The 16,704-nt window shown below is 70.1% G+C and carries 14 protein-coding genes; 5 read left to right on the top strand and 9 right to left on the bottom strand.

Annotated features, from left to right (window positions below):
- Nucleotides 1-4: 4 nt before the first annotated feature.
- A complete protein-coding gene (locus tag OHT01_RS32390; protein ID WP_328556645.1) occupies nt 5-439 on the bottom strand; it encodes a DUF948 domain-containing protein in 435 nt (144 codons plus the stop codon).
- 161 nt (nt 440-600) lie between these two features.
- Between OHT01_RS32390 and OHT01_RS32385 the strand changes: the two genes are divergently transcribed.
- Nucleotides 601-2,769, top strand: a complete 2,169-nt coding sequence (locus tag OHT01_RS32385) for an ATP-binding protein (protein WP_328556644.1) — start codon at nt 601-603, stop codon at nt 2,767-2,769.
- 39 nt (nt 2,770-2,808) lie between these two features.
- Here OHT01_RS32385 and rpsD read toward each other — a convergent pair whose 3' ends face one another.
- The 3 genes from rpsD to OHT01_RS32370 all read right to left on the bottom strand — a co-directional run bounded on the left by rpsD (nt 2,809) and on the right by OHT01_RS32370 (nt 5,814).
- Nucleotides 2,809-3,423: a 30S ribosomal protein S4 gene (gene rpsD, locus OHT01_RS32380; RefSeq protein WP_328556643.1), complete on the bottom strand. Its 615-nt coding sequence runs from the start codon at nt 3,421-3,423 to the stop codon at nt 2,809-2,811.
- Nucleotides 3,424-3,749: 326 nt separating this feature from the next.
- Nucleotides 3,750-5,102, bottom strand: a complete 1,353-nt coding sequence (locus tag OHT01_RS32375; protein WP_328556642.1) for a replication-associated recombination protein A — start codon at nt 5,100-5,102, stop codon at nt 3,750-3,752.
- Nucleotides 5,103-5,178: 76 nt separating this feature from the next.
- Nucleotides 5,179-5,814 (bottom strand): vitamin K epoxide reductase family protein, encoded by a 636-nt coding sequence (locus tag OHT01_RS32370; protein ID WP_328556641.1) that lies wholly within the window; start codon nt 5,812-5,814, stop codon nt 5,179-5,181.
- Between the two features lie 139 nt (nt 5,815-5,953).
- Between OHT01_RS32370 and OHT01_RS32365 the strand changes: the two genes are divergently transcribed.
- The gene (locus OHT01_RS32365; protein ID WP_328556640.1) at nt 5,954-6,820 is read left to right on the top strand and encodes an ABC transporter ATP-binding protein; all 867 of its coding nucleotides are present in this window, start codon (nt 5,954-5,956) and stop codon (nt 6,818-6,820) included.
- Complete coding sequence (locus OHT01_RS32360) at nt 6,817-7,662, top strand: ABC transporter permease (RefSeq protein WP_328556639.1); 846 nt, start codon at nt 6,817-6,819, stop codon at nt 7,660-7,662. Before OHT01_RS32365 ends, OHT01_RS32360 begins: the two co-directional genes overlap by 4 nt.
- A 117-nt stretch (nt 7,663-7,779) precedes the next feature.
- On the opposite strand, the gene hisS is transcribed toward OHT01_RS32360, so the two are convergent.
- Nucleotides 7,780-9,042 carry a histidine--tRNA ligase gene (gene hisS, locus OHT01_RS32355; protein ID WP_328556638.1) on the bottom strand — a complete coding sequence of 421 codons (1,263 nt, stop codon included), beginning with the start codon at nt 9,040-9,042 and terminating at the stop codon, nt 7,780-7,782.
- A 12-nt stretch (nt 9,043-9,054) separates the two neighbouring features.
- Nucleotides 9,055-9,762: an MBL fold metallo-hydrolase gene (locus OHT01_RS32350; RefSeq protein ID WP_328556637.1), complete on the bottom strand. Its 708-nt coding sequence runs from the start codon at nt 9,760-9,762 to the stop codon at nt 9,055-9,057.
- A gap of 179 nt (nt 9,763-9,941) precedes the next feature.
- On the opposite strand from OHT01_RS32350, the gene OHT01_RS32345 reads away from it, so the two are divergent.
- Together OHT01_RS32345 and OHT01_RS32340 are read left to right on the top strand one after the other, a co-directional pair.
- Nucleotides 9,942-10,772, top strand: a complete 831-nt coding sequence (locus tag OHT01_RS32345; RefSeq protein WP_328556636.1) for a peptidylprolyl isomerase — start codon at nt 9,942-9,944, stop codon at nt 10,770-10,772.
- Nucleotides 10,773-10,907: 135 nt separating this feature from the next.
- Complete coding sequence (locus tag OHT01_RS32340) at nt 10,908-12,137, top strand: DUF349 domain-containing protein (RefSeq protein WP_328556635.1); 1,230 nt, start codon at nt 10,908-10,910, stop codon at nt 12,135-12,137.
- A 119-nt stretch (nt 12,138-12,256) separates the two neighbouring features.
- Here the strand turns inward: OHT01_RS32340 and OHT01_RS32335 are convergent, their stop codons facing one another.
- From OHT01_RS32335 to secF, 3 genes are all read right to left on the bottom strand, one after another.
- Nucleotides 12,257-14,821 carry a RelA/SpoT family protein gene (locus OHT01_RS32335; RefSeq protein WP_328556634.1) on the bottom strand — a complete coding sequence of 855 codons (2,565 nt, stop codon included), beginning with the start codon at nt 14,819-14,821 and terminating at the stop codon, nt 12,257-12,259.
- 230 nt (nt 14,822-15,051) lie between these two features.
- The gene (locus OHT01_RS32330) at nt 15,052-15,591 is read right to left on the bottom strand and encodes an adenine phosphoribosyltransferase (RefSeq protein ID WP_328556633.1); all 540 of its coding nucleotides are present in this window, start codon (nt 15,589-15,591) and stop codon (nt 15,052-15,054) included.
- Nucleotides 15,588-16,703, bottom strand: a complete 1,116-nt coding sequence (gene secF / locus OHT01_RS32325; protein ID WP_328556632.1) for a protein translocase subunit SecF — start codon at nt 16,701-16,703, stop codon at nt 15,588-15,590. The genes OHT01_RS32330 and secF overlap by 4 nt, the downstream gene beginning before the upstream one ends.
- Nucleotide 16,704 lies beyond the last annotated feature (1 nt).

The following is a 16,704-nucleotide window of genomic DNA, read 5'->3' as shown; positions in this document are numbered from 1 at the left end:
TGCGTCAGTCCTTCTTCCGCTTTCCCCGCCGCGCGGACGGGACGGTGCGGCCCACGATCACGGTACGACGGGACGCTTTGTCGGGCACATTCTCTCGACGGCCTCCGATGGCCCGGCGCACGCCGTAGCCGAACGCCGCGACCTTGACCAGCGGGCCACCGAACGTGGAGGCGACGGTCGTCGACAGCGCCGAGGCGTTCGACGTGACCTCCTGGACGTCCGAGGCGATGGCGTCGACCCGGTCGATCTGGGTCTGCGCGGAGCGCACCGCCGCCGAGGCGTCCGCCAGGAGCGGGACGGCCTGGTCGGTCACGTCCGCCACGAGCTTGGTCGTCGCCTTGAGCGTCTGGGCCAGCCTCACCAGTGCGACGGCGAGGAAGGAGACCAGGATCGCCCAGAAGACGGCCACCAGGATCCCGGCCACCTCACCACCGGACACTGTGCACCCGCTCCCTGACTGTGTGCCTGGACATCGAAAAGTCGTCACCCGAGCCTATCGCGCCGGGGCCGGGGCTCCGTACCGCATTTAACGGCTGCGGAGCGTGGAGTTGCGCGAAGCGATTGTACGGAGTGCTAGCGGGTCAGTACGCTCCGTGTCTCATGCAGCGTTCTCACCGCGCCCGGCGTCCCGGCCCCGCGGCACCCGGCAATCTGCCCCTGGAACTCGACGCGTTCGTGGGGCGCTCCACCGAGCTCGCGGGGCTGGCCGAGGCACTGGAGACGGTCCGGCTGGTCACGGTGACCGGTATGGGAGGCATCGGCAAGACACGGTTCGCCGCGCACGCGGCGGTAAGGGCGGACGTACACGACGGGGTGTGGCGCGTGGACCTGTCCGCGGTGCACGACCCGGAACTCGTCGAGTACGCGGTGGTCGAGGCCCTCGGTCTGACGGACCACACCGCGAAGCCGCCGCGGCAGGTGCTCCTCGACCATGTCGCGGAGCGCCGGCTCCTCCTGGTCCTGGACGGTTTCGAGCACCTGGTGGACGTGACCGCCTCGCTGGTGGGCGAGTTGCTGCGGCGGGCACCCGGACTGCGGGTGCTGGCCGTGGGCCGCAGACCGCTGGACATCGGGGGCGAGCGGCTGTTCCCGCTGGCTCCGCTGGCCGGGGCGGAGGCGGTGGAGCTGTTCGCGGACCGGGCGGCCGCCCGGGTGCCCGGGTTCGCGCTGGACGAGGGGAACCGCTCCGATGTCGAGGAGCTCTGCCGGCGGCTCGACGGAATCCCGCTGGCGGTGGAGCTGGCGGCGGGACGGCTCAGCGCCCTCTCCCCCGCGCAGCTCCTCGCCCGGCTGGAGGACCGCTTCCGGCTGCTGACCGGCGGTGCGCGCGACACGCCTCCGCGGCACCAGACCCTGCGGACGGCCATCGGCTGGAGCCATGAACTGTGCACTCCGGGGGAACGGCTGCTGTGGTCGCGGTTGTCGGTGTTCGCCGGGCAGTTCGACCTGGAGGCCGCCGAGTACGTGTGCAGCGGCGAGGGCCTGCACGCCGACGACGTCCTCGATGTGCTGGGCGAACTGCTCGCGCAGTCGGTGCTGTCGCGCGAGGAGACGTCGGCGGGGGTGCGCTACCGGATGCTGGACACGGTCCGGGCCTACGGCGCGGACTGGCTGGAGGCGACGGGCGACGCGGAGCGGCTGCGGCGCCGGCACCGCGACTGGTACATGGGTCTGGCCACCTGGTGCGAGCTGGACTGGTTCTCACCGCGGCAGGGCGAGGTGGCGGCGCGCGTCGAGACGGAGCTGCCGAATCTGCGCTGCGCCCTGGAGTACTCGCTGACCGCACCGGACGAGGCGCACCTGGGCCAGTACCTGGCGGGCGCCCTGTGGTTCTACTGGGTCGGCTGCGGCCGGCTCTCCGAGGGCAGGCACTGGCTGGAGCGCAGCGTCGAGCTCGACGGCGACCGCGATCAGTCGCGGCTGAAGGCCCTGTGGGTGCTGGGCTATGTGGCGGTCCTCCAGGGGGACTCGGTGCCCGCGCTATCCGCGCTCCAGGAGTGCCGCGAGGAGGCGGAGCGCTCGGAGAACGCGGTAGCGGTCGCCTACGCGGAGCACCGCACCGGCTGTCTGGCCCTGGTCACGGACGACATGGCCCGCGCCGAAGCCCTGCTGCGCTCGGCGCTGGACCGCTATCACGAGATCGGCGAGCTCAACAGCAATGTGCTGATGGGCCAGGTGGAGCTCGCGATGGCGCTCGCCTTCCAGGGCGACATGCCGGGCGCGGTGAAGCTGTGCGAGGACGTCCGCAGGGTCTGCGAGGACCACGGGGAACGCTGGGCGCTGGCGTACGCGCTGTACGTCCTGGCGTACCAGGCCCAGGTCGAGGGCGATCAGGCACGGGCCCGGGATCTTCTGGAGCAGGGCCTCGGTATCGCGCACACCTTCCACGATCTGCTCGGCGCCGTCCTCGCGGTCGAGCTGCTCGCCCTGGTCACGGCGGTGGAGGGCGACCCGGCCGAGGCCGCGCTGCTCCAGGGGGCGGCTTCGCGGATGTGGCCGTCGGTGGGTCTGCCGCTGTTCGGCTCCGCCTACTACAACGCGCCGCACGAGCGCTGTGCGGCCCTGGCCAGGCGGGGGCTGGGCGACGAGCGGTACGAGGAGTGCGTACGGGCGGGAGAGCTGCTGGGGCAGGACGCGGCGGTCGCCCGTGCGCTCAAGGGGGCCGGGGCTCCGCCGCTCGGGGCGGTGCCGTCGCCGCGCAGGCTGCCCCCGGACATGCGAGAGCCCGCCGTCTCGCCCACCGCGAAGGGCGGGGAGACGACGGGCTGACACTGACGCGCAGGTGGTACCGCGTCCGCTGTAAGAAGATCAGCGGGCGTAGTACTCGACGACGAGCTGCTCGTCGCAGATCACCGGGATCTCCTTGCGGTTCGGCTCACGGTCCAGGCGGAACGCCAGGGCCGGGAGGTTCACCTGGAGGTAGCGCGGGGTCTCACCGTCGGGGGCGAAGCCACCGGCGCGGGAAACCTCGAACAGCGTCTTGCTGCGGCTGCGCTCGCGGACCATCACGACGTCGTCGGGACGGACGCGGAACGAGGGCTTGTCGACCTTCTGGCCGTTGACCTCGATGTGGCCGTGAACGACCATCTGGCGGGCCTGGTAGATCGTGCGGGCGATGCCCGAACGAAGGACCAGCGCGTCGAGACGACGCTCCAGCTCGATGACCAGAGCCTCACCGGTCTTGCCCTGCGTCTTGGCGGCACGCTCGTAGGCGCGGACGAGCTGGCGCTCGGACACGTCGTACTGCGCGCGCAGACGCTGCTTCTCCAGCAGACGGACCTTGTAGTCCGAGTTCTGCTTGCGGCCACGGCCGTGCTCGCCCGGCGGGTAGGGGCGGGCCTCGAAGTACTTGACGGCCTTCGGGGTCAGCGCGATACCGAGCGCACGCGACTTCTTGACCTTGGGGCGGGACTGATTCGCCACTGTCTGTTTCTCTTTCCTTATTCCGGCTCACCCGGGTTAAAGGAGGTCGCATCCGCAGCCTGGGAAACCCTGCGGGCCCTGATGGGCCTGCCGGGCAGCCGCTCCCTGGTCTGGGCACTACGTGCAGCACACGAGCAGCCCACCGACCGTTCCCGGAAGCCGGGTGGTGGTGGGCAGCCCGCGACACCTTCGACGGTGCGCGACGCTCCTGGATCCCCTCGCCGTACGAGTACGGTGTCGGGGTTCCGGCTGCATGTCCCGTTGGGTGATTCCGACCGGAGCCGGACGCGGGACGCAGCGCTTCGAGACATGTTACAGGGTGCTCACTACCGCCCTCTACCGAGGCGCTTGCGGGTCCACTCCACCGCGTCCGCGTAGCGCGCCTCGGCGCCGTGCCGGGTCGGTGTGTAGTACTCCCGGTCCGCGAGCTCCTCGGGCGCGTACCGCTGGGCCGCGATGCCCTCGGGCAGGTCGTGCGGGTACACATAGCCCTGCGCGTGCCCGAGCTTGGCCGCGCCCTTGTAGTGCCCGTCGCGCAGATGCGTCGGCACCGGACCCGCGTGGCCCTTGCGCACGTCCTCCATGGCGGCGCCGATGGCCATGGTCGCGGCGTTGGACTTCGGGGCCAGCGCGAGGGCGATGGTGGCGTGGCTGAGGGTGAGCGCGGCCTCGGGGAAGCCGATCATCGCGACGGCCTGGGCGGCGGCCACCGCTATGGGCAGCGCGTTCGGGTCGGCGAGGCCGATGTCCTCGCTGGCGGAGATCATCAGCCGGCGGGCGATGAAGCGGGGGTCCTCGCCCGCCTCGATCATCCGGGCCAGATAGTGCAGGGCGGCGTCCACGTCGGAGCCGCGGATGGACTTGATGAGCGCGCTGGCCACGTCGTAGTGCTGGTCCCCGTCGCGGTCGTACTTCACCGCGGCCCGGTCGACCGTCTCCTCCAGCGTCTGGAGGGTGATCTCGGGCTCGCCCTTGTCGAGGGCCGCGCCGGCCGCGGCCTCCAGGGCGGTCAGTGCGCGGCGGGCGTCGCCGCCGGCGATCCGCAGCAGATGCTCCTCGGCGTCGCCTGGCAGGGCGACGGTCTCCTTCAGACCGCGCTCGGAGGCGAGGGCCCGGCGCAGCAGGCCGCGCAGGTCGTCGTCCGTGAGCGGTTCGAGGGTGAGGAGGAGGGAGCGGGAGAGCAGCGGTGAGATCACCGAGAAGTACGGGTTCTCGGTGGTCGCGGCGATCAGGGTCACCCAGCGGTTCTCCACGGCCGGGAGCAGGGAGTCCTGCTGGGCCTTGCTGAAGCGGTGGATCTCGTCCAGGAAGAGGACGGTCTCCTTGCCGTAGCCGCCGGTGGCGCGGCGGGCGCCTTCGATGACCGCGCGCACTTCCTTGACGCCCGCGGTGATCGCGGAGAGCTCCACGAAGCGCTTGTCGGTGGCCTTGGAGACGACGTACGCGAGGGTCGTCTTGCCGGTGCCCGGCGGACCCCAGAGGATCACCGAGGACGGTCCGGCCGGGCCGCCGCTCCCCTCCGCGACAAGTCTGCGCAGGGGTGAGCCCGGTTTCAGCAGATGCTGCTGCCCCACGACTTCGTCGAGGGTGCGCGGACGCATCCGCACCGCCAGGGGGCTGCTGGACGGGTCCTTCTCCTGGCGTTCTTCTGCCGCGGCGGTGAACAGGTCGGGCTCCACGTCAAGAACCCTACCGGGGGCCACTGACAATCCCCGCAGGGCCGTCGGTCCCCCGGCCCGGCTCCCCGCGGCCCCGTCAGCTGGTCCAGAAGTCCCACCAGCGGGTCAGGATCAGCATGCCGATGATGCCGACGTGCAGCGTCGGCAGGACCCAGGTGAACTCGCCGAAGAAGCTCTTCATCCAGCGCGGGGCGGGCAGGAAGCCGTTGCGGACGTTGAAGGAGGTCACGTACCAGAACATGGTGATCGTGGCGACCCAGGCGAGGCTGCACCACAGGCAGAGCGAGTTGATCCGGTACAGCGACTGGAACTGGAGCCAGGTGCAGAACGCGACCCCGAAGAGGGTGCCGGCGTTGAACGTCAGCCAGTACCAGCGCGGGAAGGTGACCCGGGCGAGCAGGCTCACGCCGACGCAGATCACGATGCCGTAGGCGACGAGTCCCATCATCGGGTTCGGGAAGCCGAAGGCCGAGGCCTGGGCGCTCTTCATGATGTTGCCGCAGGAGACCACCGGGTTCAGGCTGCACCCGGGCACGAAGTTCGGGTTCTCCAGCAGTTTGAACTTGTCGATCGTGATGACCCACGCGGCGAGCAGACCGGCGGCACCCGTGATCACCAGCAGCAGTGCGAGGGCACGGCTGCCGCCGACCGTCCGGGGAGCGGCGGGGCGTTCCTGGTCCGTCGGGGCGTCCTTGACTGTCGTCTTGCTCATCACGCCGTTTCCGTAGCTTCGAAGGGGCCAGCGGGCAGGCTCATTGTGCCGCACACGCCCGCCGGTCCACCGTTCGGTGGACATAAGAAAGTACGCGGGGCCGTCCCGGAACGTTCGGTTCTGGGGGACCCTCGTCGGCATGACAGCACACGCGGATCAACTCGCGGTGGACGTACGGGGGCTGCGCAAGCAGTACGGGGACGTCACCGCCGTCGACGGCATCGATCTCGGTATCCGGCAGGGCGAGGTGTTCGGCCTGCTCGGACCGAACGGCGCGGGCAAGAGCACCACCGTGGAGATCCTCCAGGGCAACCGGCGGCGGGACGCGGGCGAGGTCTCCGTGCTCGGCTCGGACCCGGCGACGGCCACGCGCGCGTGGCGCTCACGCGTCGGAATCGTCTGGCAGGACGAATCAGCGCCCGCCGAGTTGACGGTGGGGGAGACCGTGAGGCATTTCTCCCGTTATTACCCGAATCCACGCGACCCCGAGGAAGTCATCGGTCTGGTCGGCCTGGAGGAGAAGACGGGCAGTCGGATCAAGTCGCTGTCGGGTGGCCAGCGCCGGCGGCTCGATGTGGCCCTCGGGGTGATCGGCGGCCCCGAACTGCTGCTCCTGGACGAGCCGACCACCGGCTTCGACCCGGCGGCACGGCGGCAGTTCTGGGAACTGATCCGCAAGCTGGCCGACGAGGGCACCACCATCCTTTTGACCACGCACTACCTGGAGGAGGCCGAAGCCCTCGCGAACCGGCTGGCCGTCATCGCGCGGGGCCGGGTCGTCGCCGAGGGCGAACCGGCCGCGCTGCGCGAGCGCTTCGGTACCGAGGCCACCGTCGAGTGGACGGAGGGCGACGGCAGCCCGCGCAGCGAGCGCACGGACACCCCCACCAGGACGGTCGCCGAACTCACGCACCGCTTCGACGGGGAGATCCCGGGGCTCCGGGTGAGCCGCCCCACCCTGGAGGACGTCTATCTGCGGCTGACCGGGCTGGAGGACGCGCGATGACCACGACCGACGTACACCCGCGTACGAGGACCGCGAACGGCCGGCTGCCCGGCGCCTGGGGGCTGGGGCTGCGGCGCGGCGCTCTGGAGATCAGGCAGTTCTTCCGGCAGCGGGACCAGGTGGTGTTCACCTTCGCCTTCCCGGTGGTCTTCCTGTTCCTGTTCGCGTCGATCTTCAGCAACGACGTGAAGGGCGCGGGCATCACCGCCTCCCAGCTGTACGTCCCGGCGATGATGGCCGCGGGCATCATGTCGACCAGCTTCCAGTCCCTCGGCATCTCGATCGCGATCGAGCGGGACGAGAAGGTGCTGCGCCGGCTGCGCGGCACACCGATGCCGCCGGCCGCGTACTTCTTCGGCAAGATATGGCTGGTTCTCGTGACCGGCGCCCTGGAGACGGCGGTCCTGCTCGTCGTCGGCACCACGCTGTACGGCGTGGACCTGCCCTCGGACCCCGGCAGGTGGGCGGACTTCGGCTGGATCTTCGTCCTGGGTCTGACGGCCTGCGCCCTGCTCGGCATCGCGATCAGTTCGGTCCCGAAGTCGGGCAGGAGCGCCACGTCCGTGGTCGTCCTGCCCTTCCTGGTGCTCCAGTTCATCTCCGGCGTCTACATCTCCATCGACACCATCCCGGACTGGATGCTGAACATCGGCGCGCTGTTCCCCCTCAAGTGGATGTGCCAGGGGCTGCGCGGGGTGTTCCTGCCCGACTCCGCCAAGGTCCTCGAACAGGCCGGTGACTGGGAGTTCGGGCGGATCGCCCTGGTGCTCGGCGCGTGGTGCGTCGGCGGGCTTCTGCTGTGCCTGCTGACCTTCCGCTGGAAGTCCCGGCGCGACGGCTGAGGGGCTCCGGCCCGGGTGGACCCGCGGCTCCCGACGCCTGAGGGGCTGACCGATGTCAGCCCCTCGGGCGTTCGCGGGTGCGGTCCGCGGGGACGGTCCCGGCCGGACGAGCCCGGCTCAGCTCAGGCGGGACCGCAGGTCGGCCACGATCTCGCCGACGCCGACCGCCGTCTGCTCCCCGGACTCCATGTCCTTCAACTGCACGACGCCCTCGGCGAGATCACGCTCACCGGCGACGATCGTGTAGCGGGCCCCGCTGCGATTCGCGTTCTTCATCGCGCCCTTGAGCCCCTTCGCGCCGTACGAGAAGTCGGCGGCGACACCGGCCCTGCGCAGTTCGGTGACCACACCGAAGAGCGTCCGGCGGGCCTCCTCCCCGAGCGGGACCGCGAACACGCTGGTGGCCGCGGGGAGTTCGAGCTCCACGCCCTCCGCCTCCAGTGCCAGCACCGTACGGTCGACACCCAGCGCCCAGCCGACGGACGGCAGCGCGGGTCCGCCGATCATCTCGGACAGCCCGTCGTAACGGCCGCCGCCGCCCACCGCGGACTGCGATCCGAGACCGTCGTGCACGAACTCGAAGGTGGTGCGCGTGTAGTAGTCGAGCCCCCGCACCAGCTTCGGGTCGTCCTCGAAGGAGACGCCCGCGGCCGTGATCAGGTCGCGCACCTCCTCGTGGTACGCCTTGCAGGCGTCACAGAGGTAGTCGCGCAGCAACGGGGCCCCGCCCAACTGCTTCTGGACGTCCTCGCGCTTGTCGTCGAGCACCCGCAGCGGGTTGATCTCGGCGCGGCGCAGCGTGTCCTCGTCGAGGTCCAGGCCGCGCAGGAAGTCCTGCAGCGCGGCCCGGTAGACGGGGCGGCACTCCTTGTCGCCCAGGCTGTTCAGCAGGATGCGGAAGTTCCGCAGCCCGAGCGACCGGTACGCCTGGTCCGCCAGGATGATCAGCTCGGCGTCGAGCGCCGGGTCCTCGGCTCCGATCGCCTCGGCGCCCACCTGGGAGAAGTGGCGGTAACGGCCCTTCTGGGGACGCTCGTAGCGGTAGTACGAGCCCGAGTACCAGAGCTTGACGGGGAGGTTGCCCGCCTTGTGCAGGTTGGCCTCCAGCGCCGCGCGCAGCACCGAGGCGGTGCCCTCGGGGCGCAGGGCCAGCCTGTCGCCGCCCTTGGTCTCGAAGGCGTACATCTCCTTGGTCACGATGTCGGTGGACTCACCGACACCGCGCGCGAACAGTTCGACGTTCTCGAAGCCGGGCGTCTCGATGTAGCCGTAGCCGGAGTCGCGCAGCGGCGCGGCGATGGCCTCGCGGACGGCGAGGTACTTGGCGCTGTCCGGCGGAATCAGGTCGTACGTGCCCTTGGGGGCCTGGAAAGTACTCACGAAAGTCTCTCGTCACATTCCTCGTCGGGGAGCAGGCGAGGCTCCCTGGCCGGCGGCCACCTGCCGCAGATACGGGTTGGTGGCGCGTTCCTGGCCGATGGTCGTCTGGGCGCCGTGGCCGGACAGCACCACGGTCGAGTCGTCGAGCGGCAGGCACACGCGGCCCAGCGAGTCGAGCATCTCGTCCATGCTGCCGCCGGGCAGGTCGGTGCGTCCGATGGAGCCGGCGAAGAGCAGATCCCCGGAGAAGAACACGGACGGGATGTCCGCGCTCTCGGGCATCCGGAACGTCACCGACCCCTTCGTATGGCCGGGCGCGTGCGCGACGGACAGGTCCAGGCCCGCCAGTTCCAGCTTCGTGCCGTCGGTGAGCGTCCGCACGTCGTCGGGCTCCCCCACGGTCAGCTCGCCCATCAGCGGCATGCCGATCGACCGGCCGAGCGCCCGCTCGGGGTCGCTCATCATGTACCGGTCCTCGGGGTGGATCCAGGCCGGCACGTCGTGCGCCCCGCACACCGGGACGACCGAGGCGACGTGGTCGATGTGGCCATGGGTGAGGATGACCGCGACGGGCTTGAGCCGATGCTTCTTGAGCGCGTCCTCGACTCCCTGGGCGGCCTGATGGCCCGGGTCGATGATCACGCACTCCTCACCCGCGGCGGGGGCGACCAGGTAACAGTTGGTCCCCCAGGCCCCGGCGGGGAACCCGGCAATGAGCACGATCGTCCTTCGTGGTGGCGTACGCGCTGGTGTCGTACGGGCGGGTGGCTGTGGATCAGAGCCTACCGGCGCTGCCGATTCCTCAGCGAACCCATATACGGTACGGGGCACACGCAGGCGGTCGGCTCACAAGACGCACGCGCCCCAATCGACGTACGAGACGCACGAGGAGAAACCCGGTGGTCAGCCAGGAACAGCGGCGGCGTCAGCTCGCCCGGGAGAAGTTCTTGCGACAGCAGCAGCGCCGCACATCCGCGCGGCGCAGGACCCATACACGTAACGCGGTGATCGCGGCGGTCGTCGGCGTGGTCGTCGCGGGCGGTGCGACGGCCTACGCGACCGGGGTCTTCAAGAGCGACGGCAAGAAGGCCAACGCGGGCGCGGAGGTGACGCCGAGCGCGTCTCCCAGCGCCGCGCCGAGCAAGGCGCCCGATCCGTGCGCGAAGCCCGCCGCGGGCTCGGTGAAGACGCTCACGTGGAAGAAGGAGCCGGCGGTCACCATCGACACGTCCGCGGCCTACACCATGAAGATGGCGACCACCTGCGGTGACATCGACATCGCCCTCAAGGCGTCCGCCGCCCCGCACACGGTGAACTCGTTCGACTTCCTGGCCGGCAAGGGCTATTTCGACCACACCAAGTGCCACCGGCTCACCACCAACGGCATCTACGTGCTGCAGTGCGGTGACCCGACGGCCCAGGGCTCCGGCGGTCCCGGCTACACGATCCCGGACGAGAATCTGAAGGACAAGACGCTGACGAGCGGTGTGTACCCGGCGGGCACGATCGCCATGGCCAACACCGGCCAGAAGCACACCGGCGGAAGCCAGTACTTCCTGGTGTACCAGGACAGTAAGCTTCCGCCCAGTTACACACCGTTCGGAACTATTTCCAAGTCCGGCCTGACGGTCCTGAAGAAGATCGCGGCGGCCGGCGAGAGCACGGGCCAGGGCGACGGGGCACCCAACGCGACGGTCGTCATCAACAAGATGACCGTGACGAAATCCTGACCGCCGCCTGCTGAATTTCGGTCGCGCGGGATGCGGACAGCCGCCCCGCCGGTCGCCTATGTTGGCCGTGACGAAACTGTGGACGATGCCAGGGGGCTCTGACGCCCCCCGCAGGCATCATGTGGAGGAGGCGCTGTGAGCAGCGACCCGTGGGGCCGCGTCGACGAGACGGGGACCGTGTACGTGCGTACGGCCGACGGCGAGCAGGTCGTCGGTTCCTGGCAGGCCGGCTCCCCCGATGAGGCGCTGGCCTACTTCGAGCGCAAGTACGAGGGCCTGGTGGTCGAGATCGGCCTCCTCGAAAAGCGGGTGAAGACCACCGACCTGTCGGCGAAGGACGCCCAGACCGCCATCGATCACATCCGCGAGCAGGTGGACGCCCACCACGCCGTCGGCGATCTGAACGCGCTGAAGGTGCGGCTGGACAAGCTCGTGGAGACGGTCGACGCCCGCCGTGAGGAACGCAAGGTCCAGCGGGCCAAGCAGTCCGACGAGGCGCGGCACGCCAAGGAGGCGCTGGTCGTCGAGGCCGAGGAGCTGGCGCAGAGCGACCAGTGGCGGTCGGCCGGCGAACGGCTGCGCGCGCTGGTGGACACGTGGAAGGGGCTGCCGCGACTCGACCGCAAGTCGGACGACGAGCTGTGGCACCGCTTCTCGCATGCCCGCTCGGCGTTCTCCAAGCGGCGCAAGGCGCATTTCGCCTCGCTGGACGCGCAGCGCGAGGAGGCCCGCAAGACCAAGGAGAAGCTGGTCGCCGAGGCCGAGTCGCTGTCCGGCTCGTCCGACTGGGGACCGACGGCGGCCCGCTACCGCGAGCTGATGGCGGACTGGAAAGCCGCGGGCCGCGCCCAGCGCGAGCACGAGGACGACCTGTGGAACCGTTTCCGCGGTGCCCAGGACGTGTTCTTCGCGGCGCGCGGCTCGGTCTTCGCCGAGCGTGACGCCGAGCAGACGGAGAACCTGAAGCTCAAGGAGGAGCTGGCCGAGGAGGCCGAGAAGCTCGTCCCGGTGCAGGATCTGAAGGCGTCCCGTGCGGCCTTCCGTTCCCTCAACGAGCGCTGGGAGGCCATCGGCCACGTGCCGCGCGACGCCCGCCCGAAGGTCGAGGGCCGGATGCACGCGGTGGAGCGGGCCCTCCAGGAGTCGGAGGAGACCGAGTGGCGCCGGACGAACCCGGAGGCACGCGCGCGTGCCGAGGGTCTGACCGGTCAGCTGCAGGCCGCCGTCGACAAGCTCCAGGGCCAGATCGAGGCGGCGCGCTCCGCGGGCAACACCGCGAAGGCCGACAAGCTCCAGAAGGAGCTGGACGGCCGTCAGTCGCTGCTGGACCAGGCGTTGAAGGGCCTTCAGGAGTTCGGCGGCTGATCGGACATCGGTTCGGTGGCTGATCCGCCGGACGGACCTACGCGAAGGGGCTCCCGTACGCACCGTACGGGAGCCCCTTCGTGTGTCCGCGGTCCGCCCGGCCGGGCGGACCGCGGGTGTCAGGCGTCGGAGGGTCTGCGGGCCGATGTCACGCGGTAGACGTCGTAGACGCCCTCCACTCCCCGTACCGCCTTCAGGACGTGCCCCAAGTGCTTGGGGTCGCCCATCTCGAAGGTGAAGCGGGAGGTGGCCACACGGTCGCGGGAGGTCTGGACGGCCGCGGACAGGATGTTGACGTGCTGGTCGGACAGGACGCGGGTGACGTCCGAGAGGAGCCGGGAGCGGTCCAGGGCCTCGACCTGTATGGCGACCAGGAAGACCGAGGACTGGGTGGGAGCCCACTCGACCTCCAGGATGCGCTCGGGCTCGCGGGAGAGCGAGTCGACGTTCACGCAGTCGCTGCGGTGGACCGAGACGCCGCTGCCGCGGGTGACGAAGCCGATGATCGGGTCACCCGGCACCGGCGTACAGCACCGGGCGAGCTTGACCCACACGTCGTCGACGCCCTTGACGACGACACCGGGGTCGTTGTTGCTGCGCCGCTTGCGGCCTCGGCCCCGCGCGGGCGGTACGGACTCGTCGATCTCCTCGGTGGCCGCCTCCTCGCCGCCGAGGGCCTGGACGAGCTTCTGGACGACGCTCTGGGCGGTGACATGCCCCTCGCCGATCGCCGCGTACAGGGACGAGATGTCGGGGTAGCGCATCTCGTGCGCGAGGGTGACCAGGGAGTCGCCGGTGAGGATCCGCTGGATCGGCAGGTTCTGCTTGCGCATCGCGCGGGCGATGGCGTCCTTGCCGTGTTCGATCGCCTCGTCGCGGCGTTCCTTGGAGAACCAGGCGCGGATCTTGTTGCGGGCGCGCGGGGACTTCACGAAGCCGAGCCAGTCGCGGGAGGGGCCCGCGCCGGCCGCCTTGGAGGTGAAAACCTCCACCAGGTCGCCGTTGTCCAGGGTGGATTCGAGCGGTACGAGCCGGCCGTTGACCCGTGCTCCTATCGTCCGGTGGCCGACCTCCGTGTGGACCGCGTACGCGAAGTCCACCGGCGTCGCACCGGCCGGCAGCGCTATGACGTCGCCCTTGGGCGTGAAGACGAAGACCTCGTTGCGCGACAGGTCGAAGCGCAGGGACTCCAGGAACTCGCTGGGGTCCTCGGTCTCCTTCTGCCAGTCGAGCAACTGGCGCAGCCACGCCATGTCGTTGACGGTGTCCTGGCCGGCGCTGCCCTTGGCCGCCCGGGGCACGTCGGTGCGGATCTTGGAGGAGCCGGCCACGGTCTCCTGCTTGTACTTCCAGTGCGCGGCGATGCCGTACTCGGCACGGCGGTGCATGTCGAACGTACGGATCTGGAGTTCGACGGGCTTGCCGTTGGGTCCGATGACCGTCGTGTGCAGCGACTGGTACATGTTGAACTTCGGCATCGCGATGTAGTCCTTGAACCGGCCGGGGACCGGGTTCCATCGCGCGTGCACGGTGCCGAGCGCCGCGTAGCAGTCGCGGACGGTGTCCACGAGGACGCGGATGCCCACCAGGTCGTAGATCTCCGCGAAGTCACGGCCGCGGACGATCATCTTCTGGTAGACGCTGTAGTAGTGCTTCGGACGGCCGGTGACGGTCGCCTTGATCCGCGCCGCGCGCAGGTCGGACTGCACCTCGTCGGTCACTATGGCGAGGTACTCGTCGCGCTTGGGAGCGCGCTCGGCGACCAGCCGGACGATCTCGTCGTACATCTTGGGGTAGAGGATCGCGAACGCGAGGTCCTCCAGCTCCCACTTGATGGTGTTCATGCCCAGGCGATGGGCGAGCGGCGCGTAGATCTCCAGGGTCTCGCGCGCCTTCTTCTCCTGCTTCTCGCGCTTGAGATAGCGCATGGTGCGCATGTTGTGCAGGCGGTCGGCGAGCTTGATGACCAGGACGCGGGGGTCCTTGGCCATGGCGACGACCATCTTGCGCACGGTCTCGGCCTGGGCCGCCTCGCCGAACTTGACCTTGTCCAGCTTGGTGACACCGTCCACGAGGAGCCCGACCTGGTCGCCGAAGTCGCGGCGCAGGGTGTCGAGGCCGTACTCGGTGTCCTCGACCGTGTCGTGCAGGAGACCGGCCATGAGCGTCGCCGGGTCCATGCCGAGCTCGGCGAGGATGGTGGTGACGGCGAGCGGGTGCGTGATGTACGGGTCGCCGCTCTTGCGCTTCTGGCCGCGGTGCCAGCGCTCGGCGACCTGGTACGCCTTCTCGATCTGCCGGAGCGTCGCCGTCTCGATCTTGGGGTCGTTGCTGCGCACTATCCGCAGCAGCGGCTCCAGAACCGGGTTGTACGGGTTCGAGCGCTGGACGCCGAGACGCGCGAGGCGGGCGCGGACGCGGTTGGAGGAGCCGCCGGAACGCGAGGGCTGACCTGCCGCCGGACGGACCGCCGGGGTGGTCGCGGGGCGCTCGGCCGGGGCCGGCTTGGGACGTGGCTGCTCGGCCGCCGTGTCGTCCGGCGCGGCCTGGGCGTGCTCGACCGGCCCGCTCGCGACGTCGTGGGCGGGCGTCTCCGCGGGGCCCGAGGCGGGCTCGGGCTGGGTGGAGGCGGTTCGCCCCAGGCGTTCCGCGCTGGGGGCGAGTGGCTGGGCCTCGTCTGGCAAGAGGGCTCCTCGTGCGCGATCCGGGTCCCCCGGTCAGGCTCCGGAAACCCCATGGTAGCGATCCCTGGCGCCGGACTCTCTGTCGGCCGCCGGGGGCGGCCTCGTACCCGGGGAACGCCGGAGGCGGGCGCCGGATTCCTCCGGGCCCGCCTCCACGGTGTCCTACGGGTGTCTCAGGGCTTTCGGGAGCCTCTCCGGGGGTCGTATCCCGGAGAGGTGCCGCACGGTCCTCAGACCGTCAGGAGCGCCTCCAGCGGAGCCCCGGCCAGAGCCGGCTCCAGACGGCCGCGGCCGCCCAGGAAGCCGAGCTCCATCAGCACGGCGACGCCCGCGACCTCGGCGCCCGCCCGGCGGATGAGCTGGAGCGAGGCCTCGGCGGTGCCACCGGTGGCGAGGACGTCGTCGACGACCAGCACCCGGTCGTCCCCGTTCAGGTCCTCGGCGTGCACCTCGATCTCGGCGGAGCCGTACTCCAGGTCGTACGACTGCGACAGGGTCGCTCCGGGGAGCTTGCCCGCCTTGCGCACGGGGATGAAACCGATCCCGGCGTGGACGGCGACCGGTGCTCCGAGAATGAAGCCACGCGCCTCCAGACCGACGATCTTGGTGGCTCCGCTGCGCACGGCGATCTCCGCGAGCGCGCCGGTGAGCGCGGCGAACGCGGCCGGGTCGGCCAGGAGCGGGGTGATGTCCTTGAACATCACTCCCGGCTCCGGGTAGTCGGCCACGTCACGGATACGGCTGGACAGCAGCTCTTCGATGCCGGTCATCGGCGCTTCCCCGAGGGCCGGCCGCGGCCGCGGGTGCGGGACGCGGGCTGGTTGCGGGGACCGACGACCGCCGGCTGGACGTCCTGCGCCTCGTCGTCCTCGTACGACTCGGTGACCCGCTGCTCCAGGGGCTCACCCTGGGCGGCCGCCTGGGCCCGCTTGGCGAGGACCCGCTTGCGCAGGGCCTTCATCTGCGGCTCGCGCTCCTTGAGGTCGGCGACGAGCGGCGTGGCGATGAAGATCGAGGAGTACGCGCCGGCCGCGAGGCCGACGAACAGCGAGAGCGAGATGTCGTTGAGCGTGCCCGCGCCGAGCACGCCGCCGCCGATGAACAGCAGGCCGGCGACCGGCAGGAGCGCGACCACCGTGGTGTTGATCGAACGCACCAGGGTGCTGTTGATCGAACGGTCGGCGATGTCGCTGTAGGTCCAGCGGGTCTGCTTGGTGATGTCCTTGGTCTGCTCCTTGAGGCTGTCGAAGACGACGACCGTGTCGTAGAGCGAGTAACCGAGGATCGTGAGCAGACCGATCACGGTGCCCGGGGTGACCTCGAAGCCGACCAGGGCGTAGATGCCGACCGTGATGGTGATGTCGTGGATCAGCGCGACCAGCGCGGCGATCGCCATGCGCCACTCGAACGCGATGGCCAGGTAGATCACGACCAGGACCATGAAGATCGCCAGGCCCTCCCAGGCCTTGTTGGCGATCTCGTCACCCCAGCTGGGGCCGACCAGGTCGGCGTTGATCTGCTCGGAGTCGACCTTCAGGTCGGCGGCGAGCTTGTCCTTGATCGCGTCCGACTTGTCGGTGTCGATACCGGCGATCTGGACACGCAGGCCGCCGTTGCCGAGCTTCTGGACGACCGCTTCGTGGCCGGAGGCGTCACGCGCGAAGGTCTCCGCCTGGCTCACCGAGACACTGGACTTGCCCGTGGTGAAGACGGCACCGCCCTGGAACTCGATGCCCATGTTCAGGCCGCGCACCGTCAGGCCGAGGATGGCCGTGATGGTGATCAGGATCGAGATGCCGTACCAGATCTTGCGCTTGCCGACGAAGTCGTAGCCGATCTCACCGCGGTGGAGCCGGGCGCCGAGGGTGCCGAGTTTCGACATC

This window comes from Streptomyces sp. NBC_00358, from assembly GCF_036099295.1.
Lineage (GTDB): Bacteria > Actinomycetota > Actinomycetes > Streptomycetales > Streptomycetaceae > Streptomyces.
Note: the sequence above shows the minus strand (reverse complement) of the source record. Positions and strands in the feature narration are given on the sequence as shown.